This window comes from Janthinobacterium goodfellowi (assembly GCF_051380695.1).
Taxonomy (GTDB): domain Bacteria; phylum Pseudomonadota; class Gammaproteobacteria; order Burkholderiales; family Burkholderiaceae_D; genus Janthinobacterium.
The window spans coordinates 1182843-1196650 of record NZ_JBNYXN010000001.1 but is presented as its reverse complement, the minus strand read 5'-3'; the positions used below and the strand labels follow the sequence as shown (position 1 = coordinate 1196650).

Annotated in this window: 13 protein-coding genes; 4 read left to right on the top strand and 9 right to left on the bottom strand. The window is 62.3% G+C overall.

All coding sequences use genetic code 11. The features are described from left to right. Positions 1–54 precede the first annotated feature (54 nt). From ACQ4WQ_RS05390 to ACQ4WQ_RS05380, 3 genes are all read left to right on the top strand, one after another. Entirely contained in the window at positions 55–696 is a 642-nt protein-coding gene (locus ACQ4WQ_RS05390; RefSeq protein WP_436495182.1) for a cysteine hydrolase family protein, read from the top strand. A 141-nt stretch (positions 697–837) separates the two neighbouring features. Beyond that, on the top strand, positions 838–1770 hold the full coding sequence (locus tag ACQ4WQ_RS05385) for a CFI-box-CTERM domain-containing protein (RefSeq protein ID WP_436495180.1): 933 nt from the start codon (positions 838–840) through the stop codon (positions 1768–1770). Next, positions 1767–2330 (top strand): YdcF family protein, encoded by a 564-nt coding sequence (locus ACQ4WQ_RS05380; RefSeq protein WP_436495178.1) that lies wholly within the window; start codon positions 1767–1769, stop codon positions 2328–2330. Before ACQ4WQ_RS05385 ends, ACQ4WQ_RS05380 begins: the two co-directional genes overlap by 4 nt. A 147-nt stretch (positions 2331–2477) precedes the next feature. On the opposite strand, the gene glpK is transcribed toward ACQ4WQ_RS05380, so the two are convergent. The 8 genes from glpK to glpD all read right to left on the bottom strand — a co-directional run bounded on the left by glpK (position 2478) and on the right by glpD (position 11800). Continuing rightward, positions 2478–3971, bottom strand: a complete 1494-nt coding sequence (gene glpK, locus ACQ4WQ_RS05375) for a glycerol kinase GlpK (protein WP_436495176.1) — start codon at positions 3969–3971, stop codon at positions 2478–2480. A gap of 82 nt (positions 3972–4053) precedes the next feature. Then, complete coding sequence (locus ACQ4WQ_RS05370; protein ID WP_034779106.1) at positions 4054–5781, bottom strand: ABC transporter substrate-binding protein; 1728 nt, start codon at positions 5779–5781, stop codon at positions 4054–4056. 206 nt (positions 5782–5987) lie between these two features. After that, positions 5988–6263 (bottom strand): DUF2160 domain-containing protein, encoded by a 276-nt coding sequence (locus ACQ4WQ_RS05365; protein ID WP_034779613.1) that lies wholly within the window; start codon positions 6261–6263, stop codon positions 5988–5990. A gap of 31 nt (positions 6264–6294) precedes the next feature. After that, positions 6295–7101 (bottom strand): carbohydrate ABC transporter permease, encoded by an 807-nt coding sequence (locus ACQ4WQ_RS05360; RefSeq protein WP_414654679.1) that lies wholly within the window; start codon positions 7099–7101, stop codon positions 6295–6297. Next, on the bottom strand, positions 7098–7982 hold the full coding sequence (locus ACQ4WQ_RS05355; protein WP_034754965.1) for a carbohydrate ABC transporter permease: 885 nt from the start codon (positions 7980–7982) through the stop codon (positions 7098–7100). The genes ACQ4WQ_RS05360 and ACQ4WQ_RS05355 overlap by 4 nt, the downstream gene beginning before the upstream one ends. Then, positions 7982–9082, bottom strand: coding sequence for an ABC transporter ATP-binding protein (locus tag ACQ4WQ_RS05350; protein WP_326456290.1), 1101 nt, complete (start codon positions 9080–9082; stop codon positions 7982–7984). The genes ACQ4WQ_RS05355 and ACQ4WQ_RS05350 overlap by 1 nt, the downstream gene beginning before the upstream one ends. A 1-nt stretch (position 9083) precedes the next feature. Next, a complete protein-coding gene (locus tag ACQ4WQ_RS05345; protein ID WP_436495173.1) occupies positions 9084–10178 on the bottom strand; it encodes an ABC transporter ATP-binding protein in 1095 nt (364 codons plus the stop codon). A gap of 74 nt (positions 10179–10252) precedes the next feature. Next, positions 10253–11800 carry a glycerol-3-phosphate dehydrogenase gene (gene glpD, locus ACQ4WQ_RS05340; protein WP_436495171.1) on the bottom strand — a complete coding sequence of 516 codons (1548 nt, stop codon included), beginning with the start codon at positions 11798–11800 and terminating at the stop codon, positions 10253–10255. Positions 11801–11994: 194 nt separating this feature from the next. Here glpD and ACQ4WQ_RS05335 point away from each other — a divergent pair, with 194 nt between their 5' ends. Continuing rightward, positions 11995–12756 carry a DeoR/GlpR family DNA-binding transcription regulator gene (locus ACQ4WQ_RS05335; RefSeq protein ID WP_175444698.1) on the top strand — a complete coding sequence of 254 codons (762 nt, stop codon included), beginning with the start codon at positions 11995–11997 and terminating at the stop codon, positions 12754–12756. Between the two features lie 22 nt (positions 12757–12778). On the opposite strand, the gene ACQ4WQ_RS05330 is transcribed toward ACQ4WQ_RS05335, so the two are convergent. After that, positions 12779–13783 (bottom strand): zinc-dependent alcohol dehydrogenase family protein, encoded by a 1005-nt coding sequence (locus ACQ4WQ_RS05330; protein WP_436495169.1) that lies wholly within the window; start codon positions 13781–13783, stop codon positions 12779–12781. Between the last annotated feature and the right edge of the window lie 25 nt (positions 13784–13808).

The window sequence follows — 13808 nt, the reverse complement described above, 5'->3', positions numbered from 1 at the left end:
GAAAATGGCTGTATCGGGGAAGTTCTTCCTCTTTCAACCATTCAGGAGTCAAGCATGTCCACCACTACCGCACCGCGCCGCGCCCTGCTCGTCATCGACGTGCAAAACGAATACTTCACGGGCGACATGCCCATCGAATATCCATCCGTCGACATTTCCCTGCCGAACATCGTCACCGCCATGGCCGCCGCCCGCGCCGCCGGCGTGCCCGTCATTGTCGTCCAGCACGATGCGCCGGAAGCTTCTCCCATCTTTGCAAAAGGCAGCGACGGCTGGCAGCTGCATCCGCAAGTGGCCGCCTTTGCCGCCGACCACCGCATCAACAAGAGCATGGGCAGCGCGTTTGCGGGCACGGACTTGCGCGCCTGGCTGGAGAGCCACGGCATCGACACCCTGACGGTGATCGGCTACATGACGCACAACTGCGACGCGGCCACCATCTATCAGGCCGCGCACGACGGCTTGCAAGTCGAGTTCCTGCAGGACGCCACCGGCACCCTGCCCTACGCCAATGCGGGCGGCACGGCCAGCGCCGAGGAAATCCACCGCGTCTTCAGCACGGTGTTCCACTCGAATTTCGCCGCCGTCGTCAGCACGCAGGACTGGCTCGATGCCGTGCGCGCAGGCAAGCCGCTGGAAAAAGACAATATTTATCTGTCGAACCAGCGCGCGAGAACAATTTCAATTACACCTTGATGGAAAGTACCGGATGCTTGAAAATATTTTCAGTCATCCCATTATCTTTCCCTGACACCGGCCGTCAGATACGTTAGAGTTTTAGAATTACACAGCTTAAAAGGGCTGTGTCCTTTTCCACGCTAACGGATCACGACCGAGATGGCTTTAGCTGTATTTGAATGCACACAATGTGGGGCGAATCTGGACGTAGAAGACCAGGCATCCACATTTACCTGTCCCTATTGTCACAATTCACATGAGCGCAGCCATGAGGCGGCATCCAGCCCCACCCCACAAACCTTGTGCGTCATGGCGGAGCGCTCGATTGCAAAAGGACTCTATGGCAAAGCCATGCAGTACGTTGAGCAGGGGCTGCTGCTTGATCCTTACCATGCAGGCTTGCTGGATCTGGAAATAAAAGCGCGCGATGGATTAAGCCAATTCAACAATACACAGGCTGCGCGACGTGCCAAAGAGGCAAAGCTGGCTGCCGACAAGGCCGAATCCGACCAGTATCACTATCAAGCGAAGCAAATGATGCAATTGCTGCGCGAGAATAAGAAAATCTACGGTACAAACATAGGTTTTAAAGTGCCGCAATCGGCCGATATGGATCTGGCACTGCAATATATCGACCGTTCGCTGGAGCTATTTCCCGAAAACCCGATCTCTCTCAATCTGAAGGGGCTGATTTTATGGGAAGGACACAAGAAAAAAGACGAGGCACGGGCTTTTCTGGAAAAAGCCGCCCAACTCGCGCCGCGCAATATCGACATCCAGAATAATCTCGCCTCGATCAATTCTTCGGCATGCTTCATCGCCACGGCGGCATTCGGAACACCTTTTGCAAGCGAAATCAATGTATTGCGGCATTGGCGTGATCGGCATCTGCTGCAATCTATTGGCGGACGCTGGTTTGTGGCGTGCTATTACCGCACCAGTCCTCCCTTCGCCAACTTCATTGCCACACGCCCAACATTGAAACGGCTGGTTCGCTGGCTACTCCAGCCACTGCTGACTTATGCGGCAATCCGCTTGCGCAAGGGCCATCTCCATTCCGCCCCAAGAAAAACGTCACGGCATTGCGAATGATGCGAAAACTTACGCTCTTGGGCTTGGCCAGCTTTGCCACGTTCTCGCTGGCCACCGCGGCCCTGGTGCTGGCGGGCCTGAACGACAAGCTGGCACCCGCCGACGTGATCGTCGTGCCCGGCAACACGATCCTGCCCGACGGCACACCCAGCCCCCGCCTGCAGGCACGGCTCGATGCGGCACTCACACAGTTCCGGGAACACAGGGCGCCGCGCATCCTCGTCAGCGGGGCGACGGGCAAGGAAGGTTTTGACGAGGCCGCATCGATGGCCCGCTACCTGCTCAAGCGCGGCGTACCGGCCGGCGCCATCATTGAGGATAATCAAGGCTGGACCACGGACGCCACGGCCCGCAACGCGGCGCTTCTCATGCACACACACGGCTGGAAGACAGCCATGGTCGCCACGCAATATTTTCACGTGCCCCGATTCCGGCTGGCGCTGGAGCGGGCCGGCATCGTCGTCAGCGGCAACGTGCATGCGCCGTATTTCGAGTTGCGCGACCTGTATTCCGTGCCGCGCGAAACGGTGGGCTACGCCGTGTATTTCATGCGCCATTGATCCCGGTTCTTATAACGTCTGACAAAACCGTAGCGAGCGGCAGTGATTTGTGGCTAAGAAGCGCAACCGTGCTTAGCACGGGGCCGCCGAGGCGGTGAGCATCGCAGGCCGCAAAGCGCGACGCGCAGTAGGTTTGGTCAGATGTTCTTACTCGCTCCAGTCGCGCGAGCGTTCCACCGCCCGCTGCCACTTGTGCAGCCGGCTCAAACGTTCGTCGGCCGCCATGGCCGGCTCAAAACGGCGTCCCACCTGCCATTGGGCGGCGATTTCTTCCTGCGATGTCCAGAAACCCACGGCCAGGCCCGCCAGGTAGGCGGCGCCCAGGGCCGTCGTTTCCGTCACCACGGGACGCACCACGGGCACATTGAGTATGTCGGCCTGGAACTGCATCAGCATGTCGTTGCGGGCCGCGCCGCCGTCGACGCGCAATTCCGATAGCGCAATGCCCGCGTCGTCCTGCATGGCGGACAACACATCGACGTTCTGGTAAGCCACGCCCTCCAATGCCGCGCGCGCGATGTGGGCCTTGCCCGTGCCGCGCGTGATGCCGATCAGGGTGCCGCGCGCGTACGGGTCCCAGTACGGCGCGCCGAGGCCTGCGAACGCGGGCACGAAAACCAGACCGCCCGAATCGGGCACGCTGGTGGCCAGCGCTTCCACTTCGGACGAGTCGCGGATGATGCCGATGCCGTCGCGCATCCATTGCACGGCCGCGCCCGCGATAAAGGCACTGCCTTCGAGCAAATAATCGGTTTGATTTGCATCAGGACCCAGGCTCCAGCCCACCGTCGTCAGCAGCCGGTTTTTCGATGGCAAGGGGCGCTTGCCCACGTTCATCAGCATGAAGCAGCCCGTGCCATAGGTATTCTTCGCCATGCCCGGTTTCAAACAGGCCTGGCCGAACGTGGCCGCCTGCTGGTCGCCCGCGATGCCGGCGATGGGCACGGACACGCCCAGCAGATCAACGCGCGTGTGCGCGGCCACGCCGCTCGATGGCACGACGTCGGGCAACAGGGAGGCGGGAATGTCGAGCAGCGCCAGCAGATCCGTGTCCCATTGCAGGGTATGGATATTGAACAGCATTGTGCGCGCCGCGTTGCTCGTGTCCGTCAAGTGGGCGCCGCTCATCTTGTAGATCAGCCAGCTGTCGACCGTGCCGAAGGCCAGCTCTCCCCGCTCGGCGCGCGCGCGGGCGCCGGGGACGTTGTCGAGCAGCCATTTGAGCTTGGTGGCGGAAAAATAGGCGTCCAGCACGAGACCCGTTTTTTGCTGGATCAGGTCCGCCTTGCCCTGCTCGACCAGCTGCTCGCAGTAAGCGGCGTTTCTCCGGTCTTGCCAGACGATGGCGTTGGCGACGGGCTCGCCCGTGGCGCGGTCCCACAGCACCGTCGTTTCGCGCTGGTTGGTCACGCCGATGGCGGCCACGTCCGAAGCGGCCACGCCGCTGTCGCGCAGCACCTGCTGCAGCACGCCCTCTTGCGAAGCCCAGATTTCGCCCGCGTCATGCTCGACCCAGCCCGGCTGGGGAAAAATCTGGCGAAATTCGCGCTGCGCGCTGGCGTGCGGCCGGCCCGCATGGTCGAACAGAATGGCGCGCGAACTGGTGGTGCCCTGGTCTAAAGCAAGTATGTATTTGGTCATGGTCGCTACTACATCAATACAGTGAAAAAAGGCACGGGCAAAGGCCCGTGCCCCGGGAAAGCGACGGCAGAAGTTTACACGACTACCTTACCTTGCCCTCTTTCCAAGCCTGCAATAATTTATCGTAGGCAATCGTTTCACCCTTCGGTTTTTCATTCGCCAGCTTTTTCCATGGGGCATGCTGGTCCGACAGATACTGGTTCGGATCGACCTTGGGATTGAGCTTGGGCGCGCACGCCTTCATGCCGGCCCGCTGCAGGCGCGCCATGACCTGGTCCATTTCCTCGGCCAGGTTATCCATGGCGGCCTGCGGCGTTTTTTCCGCCGTAATCGCCGTGGCCACGTTCTTCCACCACAGCTGCGCCAGCTTCGGATAGTCGGGCACGTTGTTGCCCGTCGGCGTCCACGCCACGCGGGCGGGGCTGCGGTAGAACTCGATCAAGCCGCCGTATTCGTTCGCGTGCTTCGTGAAGTAATCGTGGCGGATGTCGGAATCGCGAATAAAGGTCAGGCCGACGATGGATTTCTTCAGCGATACGGTTTTCGACGTGACGAATTGCGCGTACAGCCAGGCGGCGGCCTTGCGGTCATCGGGCGTGGACTTGAACAGGAACCAGGAACCCACGTCCTGGTAGCCGTTCTGCATACCCTCTTTCCAGTACGGGCCGTGCGGCGACGGCGCCATGCGCCATTTCGGCGTGCCGTCCTTGTTAACCACCGGTAAGCCCGGTTTCGTCATGCCGGCCGTAAATGCCGTGTACCAGAAGATTTGCTGGGCGATTTCGCCCTGCGCGGGCACGGGGCCCGATTCCGAGAAATTCATGCCGTTCGCCTGCGGCGGCGCGTATTTCTTCATCCAGTCGATATATTTCGTCAGCGCAAACACGGCCGCCGGCGAATTGGTGGCGCCGCCGCGCGACATCGAGGCGCCCACGGGCGTGCACTTGTCGGCCGCTACCTTGATGCCCCATTCGTCGACCGGCATGCCGTTCGGAATGCCCTTGTCGGCCGCGCCAGCCATCGACAGCCACGCATCGGTAAAGCGCCAGCCCAGCGACGGATCTTTCTTGCCGTAATCCATGTGGCCATAGACTTTCTTGCCGTCCAGTTCCTTCACGTCATTCGTGAAGAAATCGGCGATGTCTTCATAGGCGGACCAGTTTTGCGGCACGCCCAGTTCGTAGCCATACTTGGCCTTGAACTTGGCTTGCAAATCCTTGCGCGCGAACCAGTCGGCGCGGAACCAGTACAGGTTGGCAAATTGCTGGTCGGGCAATTGATACACCTTGCCATCGGGCGCCGTGGTAAAGCTGATGCCGATGAAATCCTTCAAGTCCAGGCCCGGATTCGTGAATTCCTTGCCCTTGGCGGCCATGTAGTCGGACAGCGGTTCGACGGCGCCATAGCGGTAGTGGGTGCCGATCAGGTCGGAATCGGAAATCCAGCCGTCATAAATGCTCTTGCCCGACTGCATCGACGTTTGCAGCTTTTCCACCACATCGCCTTCCTGGATGATGTCGTGGCGCACCTTGATGCCCGTGATTTCCTCAAAGGCCTTGGCCAGGGTCTTCGATTCGTAGACGTGGGTGTCGATGGTTTCCGAGACCACGGAAATTTCCTTGATGCCCTTGGCTTTCAGCTTGGCCGCCGCATCGATGAACCATTTCATTTCAGCAAGCTGTTGCTGCTTGCTCAGGCTGGATGGCTGGAATTCCTTGTCGATCCAGGTTTGCGCCTGCTTGGCGTCGGCCAGGGCCGCGTTCGACACGAGCATGGCCGCAGCCGCGAAGACCGTGAACTTCAATTTCATCGTGAATCTCCCTTATAGTTGTCATCCGGCCAGCCGGAGGCGGGCCGCTTTTTCATCTACGATTTAACACACCCAACTAACTTAACGCACCTGACAGAAGCGTAGCGAGCGGCAGTGATTTGTGGCCGAGAAGCGCAACCGTACTTTAGTACGGTGAGCATCGCCGGCCGCAAAGCGCGCCGCGCAGTAGCTTATGTCTGGTGCCCTCACCCCCAACGCATTACAACCAACAACAACACAAAACTGATGGCGGCGCCTATCGCCTGCTGCATTTCCGTGAACCCCGCCCAGGCCAGGTTCACGTAGGCGGCCGTGAGCAAGCCGATGAACAGGCGGTCGCCGCGCGTCGTCGGCATGGGCAAGAAGCCCTTGCGTTCGATGCTGGGCGAACGGATTTGCCACACCGTCATGCCGGCCAGCATCAAGCCGATGCAGATGAAGAAGATGGCCACTTCCGGCGTCCACGCCATCCAGCCGAACAGGCTGGATGTGCTATCGGTATTATTTTCCATGTCACACCCTCCCCATCGCGAAACCCTTGGCTATGTAATGCCGTACGAACCAGATCACCAGCGCGCCGGGCACGATGGTCAGCACGCCCGCCGCCGCCAGCACACCCCAGTCCATGCCGGCCGCCGAGACGGTGCGCGTCATGGTAGCGGCAATGGGCTTGGCATTGACGGAGGTCAAGGTGCGCGCCAGCAGCAATTCCACCCAACTGAACATGAAGCAGAAGAACGCCGTCACGCCCACGCCCGATTTAATCATCGGCAAGAAAATGCGGATGAAGAAGCGGGGAAAGCTGTAGCCGTCGATATACGCCGTCTCGTCGATTTCCTTAGGCACGCCGGACATGAAACCTTCCAAAATCCACACGGCCAGCGGCACGTTGAAGACCATGTGCGCGAGCGCCACGGCCAGATGCGTATCCATCAGGCCCACCGTCGAATACAGCTGGAAGAACGGTACGAGGAAGACGGCGGGTGGCGTCATGCGGTTGGTCAACAACCAAAAAAATAAATGTTTATCGCCGACAAAGTTGTAGCGGGAAAAAGCGTAGGCTGCCGGCAAGGCGACCGTGACCGACATGACCATGTTCAAGGCCACGTAAATCATGGAATTGATGTAGCCGCTGTACCAGGAACGGTCGGTAAAAATCGTGTGGTAGTTGGCGAACGTCCATTGCTGGGGCCACAGGCTCAAGACCCCCACGATTTCCTCGTTGGTCTTGAGCGACATGTTGAGCATCCAGTAGATGGGCAACAACGACGCCAGCAAGAAGACCACGAGGATGGTGCTGCTCATTTTCTTGTGCATCATTTCTGGTCTCCCGTGCCGACGCGCTGCATCCACGTGTACAGCACAAAGCAGAACAGCAGGATGATCAGGAAGTAAATCAATGAAAACGCCGAGGCCGGCCCCAGGTCGAACTGCCCCACGGCCTTTTGCGTCAGGTATTGCGACAAAAAGGTGGTGGCATTGCCCGGCCCGCCGCCCGTCAGCACGAACGGTTCCGTGTAGATCATGAAACTGTCCATGAAGCGCAGCAAGACGGCGATCATCAGCACATTGCGCAGTTTCGGCAGCTGGATGTAGCGGAACACGGCCAGGCGCGAGGCGCCGTCGATGCGCGCCGCCTGGTAATACGCGTCGGGAATGGCGCGCAAGCCCGCATAGCACAGCAGCACGACCAATGGCGTCCAGTGCCAGATATCCATCACCATCACCGTCAGCCAGGCGTCGAGCGAATTGCCGTTGTAGTTGTAGTCGAATCCCAATTGATTCAGGGTGTAGCCCATCAGGCCGATGTCGCCGCGGCCGAAGATTTGCCAGATGGTGCCCACCACGTTCCAGGGAATCAAGAGGGGCAGCGCGATCAGCACCAGCGCCAGCGATGCCTTCCAGCCATCGGCCGGCATGCACAGGGCGATCAGGATACCCAGCGGAATCTGGATGGCCAGCACGGAGCCGGAAAACAGCAGCTGGCGCAGCAAGGCGCTGTGCAGGTCGCCGTCGAGCATGACCATGCGGAACCACTCGGTGCCCACAAACACCTTTTGCGTGGGGCTCAGGATATCCTGCACGGAATAATTGACCACCGTCATCAGGGGCAGGATGGCGGAAAAGGCCACGCACAGCAGCACGGGCAGGATCAGTAGCCAGGCGCGGCGGTTGTTATCGGTTTTACCGTTATGTATCATCAGGCCACCCGCTTATCGTTGACATAGAAAAGGGTGCGTTGCGGCGGAAAGCGCAGCCGCACAGCATCGCCGGCGACGGCATCGATGGCGCGCAGCTTGGCCGCCACCGTCGCGCCGCCCAGCTGGAATTCCGCCAGGTAATGCGTGCCCATGTTGCGCACGGCCGTCACCGTGGCGTCCAGGCAATGGTCGCTACCCGCGCCGCCCTCGCCCGCCGGCAGGCATTCGACGAATTCCGGCCGCACGCCCAGCGTGATTTTCCCTTGCGCGCCAGCCAGGGCCGCGCGCGCGGCGGCGGACACGGCCAGTAGCTGTCCCGCCACGCGCAAGCCGCCATCGTCCAAGGTGCAATCGAGCAAGTTCATGCCCGGGTTGCCGATGAAATAGCCGACAAACGTGTGCTCGGGTTCCTCGAACAGCGCCTGCGCGCTGCCCGTCTGCACCACTTCGCCCTGCGTCATGACGACCACCTGGTCGGCAAAGGTCAAGGCTTCCACCTGGTCGTGCGTGACGTAGATCAGGGACAGCTTCAGCTCGTGGTGGATTTCCTTGAGTTTCCTGCGCAGCAGCCATTTCAAATGCGGATCGATCACCGTCAGCGGTTCGTCAAACAGCACGGCCGCCACGTCGGGGCGCACGAGACCGCGGCCCAGCGAAATCTTTTGCTTCGCGTCCACGGACAAGCCGCTGGCGCGCAGCTTCAAATCGCCCGTCAGCTCCAGCATCTGCGCCACCTGCTGCACGCGCTTTTTCACCTCGCTCTCTTTCCAGCCGCGATTACGCAGCGGAAACGCCAGGTTGTCGTGCACGGTCATGGTGTCGTAGATGACGGGAAACTGGAACACTTGCGCGATATTCCGCGCCTCGGTCGGCAACTGCGTCACATCCTTGCCGTCGAACAGCACCTTGCCATGCGACGGTTTCACCAGGCCGGAGATGATATTGAGCAAGGTCGTCTTGCCGCAGCCGGACGGCCCCAGCAAGGCATACGCGCCGCCGTCATGCCACTCCATGCTCATGGGCCGCAGCGCATAGTCGGCGGGGGCCGACGGGTTCGGTTTGTAGGCGTGGGCCAGATCCACCAGTTCGATGCGCGCCATGTCAGACTCCTCCCTGCGCAGGAGCGAACAGCAGCCCGCCATCGTCGGCGAACATCAGCAAGGCATGCGGCTGGCAATACACGGTGCAGGCGCTGCCGATCTCCAGATTGTGCACGCCGCCGAGCTGCGCCACCAGGGCCAGGTCGCCGCGGCGCGCATGCACATAGGTTTCCGAGCCGCTGATTTCGGCCAGGTCCACCTGCGCGGCGATGGCCACGTCGCCTTCGGACTGGGGCGATAAATGCAGGCTGTGCGCGCGCACGCCGAGGATCACGTCGCGCCGCTCGCCGAGGCGGGCGCGCTGCGCGCCGCTCAGGTGGATGGCCAGGCCATCGGCCGCCTGCGCCACGCCATCGGCGCTCACGCGGGCGGGGATCAGGTTGATCGGCGGGTCGCTGAAGGTGCGCGCCACGGCTATGGAATTGGGCGCGTTGAAGACCTCCAGGGTCGGCCCCTGCTGCAGCAGGCGTCCCTCGTGCAGCACGGCCACGTGGCCGCCCAGTTGCAGCGCTTCCAGCGGTTCCGTGGTCGCGTACACGACCGTCGTGCTACCGCTGGAAAACAGTTCCGTCAATTCGCGGCGCAATTCCTCGCGCAGTTTGTAGTCGAGGTTGACCAGGGGCTCGTCGAGCAGCAGCAACGATGCATCCTTGATCAGCGCGCGCCCCAGCGCCGTGCGCTGCTGCTGGCCGCCGGACAATTCTCCCGGCGTGCGCTGCAGGTAGGGCGTGATGTGCAGGCGCTCGGCCAGCGCCAGCACTTTCGTGCGGATCTGCTCCTCGGGCACTTTGCGCAAGCGCAAGGGCGAGGCGATATTGTCGTAGACGGTGAAGGCTGGATAATTGATGAATTGCTGGTACACCATGGCCAGGTTGCGTTTGCTAACGGGCACGCCCGTCACGTCGACGCCGTCGGCCGTGACCGTGCCCCCACTGGGCTTGTCCAGCCCCGCCATCACGCGCATCAAGGTCGTCTTGCCGGCACGCGTGGTGCCCAGCAAGACGTTGATGGCGCCCGGCACCAATGCCAGCGACATCGGATATAAAAAGTCGTCAGCCCCCTGCTTCCTGCTGATCTTGTCCAGTACCAGTTGCACGCGCTTCTCCTCCAGTGATGTGTTCTTATTCTTCGCCGCGCCCTCTGCGGGGTGCGGTCGCCAGCACAGTCTTTCTACGGCAATACAGGATGTTGCAACAGCCAGGCATCGAGCTTGCCCGCCGTCTCGCGCGGCAGGTGCAGGCCCAGCTTGGAGCGCCGCCACAGGATGTCGGCCGCGCTGACGGCCCACTCACGGCGCCGCAGATAATCGACTTCCGCCGCGTACAGGCCGGCGGCGATTTCCTCGCCCATGGCCGCCGCGTCCTTCCGCCCGGCCAGCAGCATATGGATGCGCGTGCCGTAGGCGCGTGCATAGCGGGCCACCAGCGCCGCCGGCAGCCAGGCATATTCGCGTTGCAAGCCTTGCACGAACTGGCCGAACTCGCGCACGGACCGGTTCTGCGGCGTGCTGCCGAACACATCGCCGCCGGGCAGGCAGGCGTTGGCCGTCCAGGCCGGCCGCGCATTGCCTAGCACCGGCGCCAGCAAGTCCATCGCTTCCTCGGCCAGCTTGCGGAACGTGGTGATCTTGCCGCCGAAAATACTGAGCAGCGGCGCGCCTTCCTGGTCCAGCTCGAAGCGGTAATCGCGCGTGACGGCCTTGGCGTCGGCCGCCGCGTCTTCCACCAGCGGGCGCACGCCGGCATACGTCCACACCACGTCGGCCGGCACAATGGGCTTGCTGAAATAGTAACTGGAAAGCTCGCACAAGTAACGAATTTCCTCGTCGTCGATTTCCACCTTGCCGCTGTCGCCGTGGTAGTCGAGATCGGTGGTGCCGATCAGGGTGAAATCGTGCTCATACGGAATGGCAAACACGATGCGCCCGTCCGGATGCTGGAAGATGTAGGCATGATCATGCTCGAACAAGCGCTTGACGACGATATGGCTGCCCTTGATCAGGCGCAAATGCCGGCCCTGTCCGCCCGGCGCCGCCTGCTGCAGGAATTCGGCCGTCCACGGCCCGGCCGCATTGACGACGCTGCGCGCGCGCACGGACACCTCGCGCCCGTCACCTTGCAGCAGAGTAGCCTGCCAGCCATTGCCATCGCGCCGCAAGGCCGTGCAGCGCGTCTGCGTCAGGATGGTCGCGCCCTTGTCCGCCGCGTCGATCGCGTTCAGCACCACCAGGCGCGCATCGTCGACCCAGCCGTCGGAATACACGAAGCCGCGCTTGAACTGGGGTTTTAACGGTGTGCCGGCCGCATGGCGCGCCAGGTCGATGCCCTGCGAGCCAGGCAGGATTTCCCGCTTCGCCAGCATGTCGTAAAGGAACAGGCCGGCGCGTATCAGCCAGGCCGGACGCTGGCCCTGCGCATGCGGCATGACGAAGCGCAAGGGCCACATGATGTGCGGCGCCGAGCGCAGCAGCACTTCGCGCTCGATCAGCGCCTTGCGCACGAGGCCGAATTCATAGTATTCGAGGTAGCGCAGGCCGCCGTGTATCAGCTTGGTGGAAGCGGACGAGGTGTGGGCGGCCAGGTCGTCCTTTTCGCACAGCACCACGGACAAGCCCCGCCCGGCCGCGTCGCGCGCAATGCCGGCGCCATTGATGCCGCCGCCGACCACCAGCACGTCGCATGCCATCGTTGTCTCCACACCTTGCTGTGCTGCGGTCATCGGGACTCCGTGTATGTCGGGGAAAGGCCGGCGAGGAAAGACTAGGCATCGCCGGCGACTGTCGTTAAGATCAATACAGATGCATTTCGAATGCAATATGAATAAGGTTACGTCAAAATACGAACCTATAGCAACATATTTTTAGTACTATTTGTTCGTTTTTGTTCGTTTGTGATTTTTAAAGAGACAAGCCCATGATTTTGAATCCCCGCCAGCGCCGCCTGCTCGAAGTGGTGCGCCAGAAGGTCACCATGTCCGTCGAAGAGCTGGCGCAGCAGCTGGACGTGACGCCGCAAACCGTGCGCCGCGACGTCAAGCAGATGGAAGAAGCGCGCCTGCTGGCCCGCTACCACGGCGGAGTCGGCTTGCCCTCGTCCGTGGAAAACATCGATTACAGCCAGCGGCAAGTGTTCAACAGCGACGCCAAGCGGCGCATCGCGGCCGCCGTCGCCGCGCAGGTGCCGCACGGCTGTTCGCTGCTGATCAATATCGGCACGACGACCGAGGAAGTGGCGCGCGCGCTGGGCCGGCATACGGGCTTGCACGTGGTGACGAACAACCTGAACGTGGCCGCCATCCTGGCCGACAACGCCGCCTGCGAAGTCATCGTGGCCGGCGGCGTGGTACGCGGGCGCGACCGCGGCATCGTCGGCGAAGCCACCATCGACTTCATCCGCCAGTTCAAGGTCGACATCGGCATCATCGGCATTTCCAGCATCGACGAAGACGGCAGCCTGCGCGACTTCGACGCGCGCGAGGTCAAAGTGGCGCAAGCGATCATCGAGCAGTCGCGCGAAGTATGGCTGGTGGCCGACCAGCATAAATTCGGCCGCAAGGCGCTGGTGCGCCTGGCCGACCTGGCGCAAGTCGACATCCTGTTTACGGACGCGCCGCCGCCGCCCCGCTTTGCCGAAGTATTGCGCGACGCCAACGTGAAAGTGCACGTCGCCGCCTGACGGCGACAGTGTCCCGGCCGGCTCAGTGCGCGATGGCAAGCTTGCCGAAATGGCGGCCGCCGGCAGCCAGCTGCGCATACGCTTCGGCCGTGTCGCCGAGGCCGAACACATGGTCGATGACGGGCACGATGCCATGCGCGGCGATGGCCTGGGCCGCCTGCGCCAGGTCCGCCACGGAACCGGTGTTGTTGCCGACGATGCGCAAGGCCTTGACGATGACGGGCAGCAAGTCGATGCTGGCGGCCGTGCCGCCGACAAAACCCACCGTGAAGACCGTGCCGCCCACCGCCGCCGCGTTGAGCGAGCGCACGATGGTGGCGCCGCCCACCGTCTCGACCACCAGGTCGGCGCCCCGCCCGCCAGTCAGTTTCAGCACTTCCGCATCCCAGGCCGGGGTGGCCTGGTAGTTGATCAGGTAATCGGCGCCCAGCTGGCGCGCCCGCTCCAGCTTGTCATCGCTGGACGACGCGAGGATCACCGTGGCGCCCGACGCCTTGGCGAACTGCAAGGCAAACAGGCTGACGCCGCCCGTTCCCAACAGCAACACCACCGATCCGGGGCGCACTTGCGCCGAACGCACGGCATTCCACGCCGTCGTGGCCGCAATCGGCAGCGCCGCGCCCTGGACAAAATCGAGGTGGGCCGGCAAGGCGACCAGGCTGGCGGCGGGGACGGCCACGTATTCGGCCAGCGAACCCGGCAAGGTGACACCGCGCATCGCGCCCACGTTGTGCGGCGTGATGGCGCCGCCCTGCCAGCGCGGCATGAAGTGCGGAATGACGCGGTCGCCGACGGCCAGGCCGCTGACGCCCTCGCCCAGCGCCGCCACTTCGCCCGCGCCGTCGGCGACGGGAATCAGCGGAAAGGTCGCGCCGGCAAAGCTGCCGGCCGCAATGGCCACGTCGAGGAAGTTCAGCGTGGCGGCGCGCAGGCGCAGCAGCACCTCGCCCCGGCCGGCCTGCGGCTCGGGCAGCTCGGTCTGGCGAAACGCGGTGAGGGAAGGAGCGGTCAGTTGTATCGCTTGCATGGTCTGTTCTCGGGCAATGTGTCAG

Bases quoted from the DNA above. Each gene is read 5' to 3' on its own strand.
- ACQ4WQ_RS05390 (WP_436495182.1), top strand. From the start codon at position 55: ATGTCCACCACTACCGCACCGCGCCGCGCCCTGCTCGTCATCGACGTG.
- ACQ4WQ_RS05385 (WP_436495180.1), top strand. From the start codon at position 838: ATGGCTTTAGCTGTATTTGAATGCACACAATGTGGGGCGAATCTGGAC.
- ACQ4WQ_RS05380 (WP_436495178.1), top strand. From the start codon at position 1,767: ATGATGCGAAAACTTACGCTCTTGGGCTTGGCCAGCTTTGCCACGTTC.
- glpK (WP_436495176.1), bottom strand. From the start codon at position 3,971: ATGACCAAATACATACTTGCTTTAGACCAGGGCACCACCAGTTCGCGC.
- ACQ4WQ_RS05370 (WP_034779106.1), bottom strand. From the start codon at position 5,781: ATGAAATTGAAGTTCACGGTCTTCGCGGCTGCGGCCATGCTCGTGTCG.
- ACQ4WQ_RS05360 (WP_414654679.1), bottom strand. From the start codon at position 7,101: ATGATGCACAAGAAAATGAGCAGCACCATCCTCGTGGTCTTCTTGCTG.
- ACQ4WQ_RS05355 (WP_034754965.1), bottom strand. From the start codon at position 7,982: ATGATACATAACGGTAAAACCGATAACAACCGCCGCGCCTGGCTACTG.
- ACQ4WQ_RS05350 (WP_326456290.1), bottom strand. From the start codon at position 9,082: ATGGCGCGCATCGAACTGGTGGATCTGGCCCACGCCTACAAACCGAAC.
- glpD (WP_436495171.1), bottom strand. From the start codon at position 11,800: ATGACCGCAGCACAGCAAGGTGTGGAGACAACGATGGCATGCGACGTG.
- ACQ4WQ_RS05335 (WP_175444698.1), top strand. From the start codon at position 11,995: ATGATTTTGAATCCCCGCCAGCGCCGCCTGCTCGAAGTGGTGCGCCAG.
- ACQ4WQ_RS05330 (WP_436495169.1), bottom strand. From the start codon at position 13,783: ATGCAAGCGATACAACTGACCGCTCCTTCCCTCACCGCGTTTCGCCAG.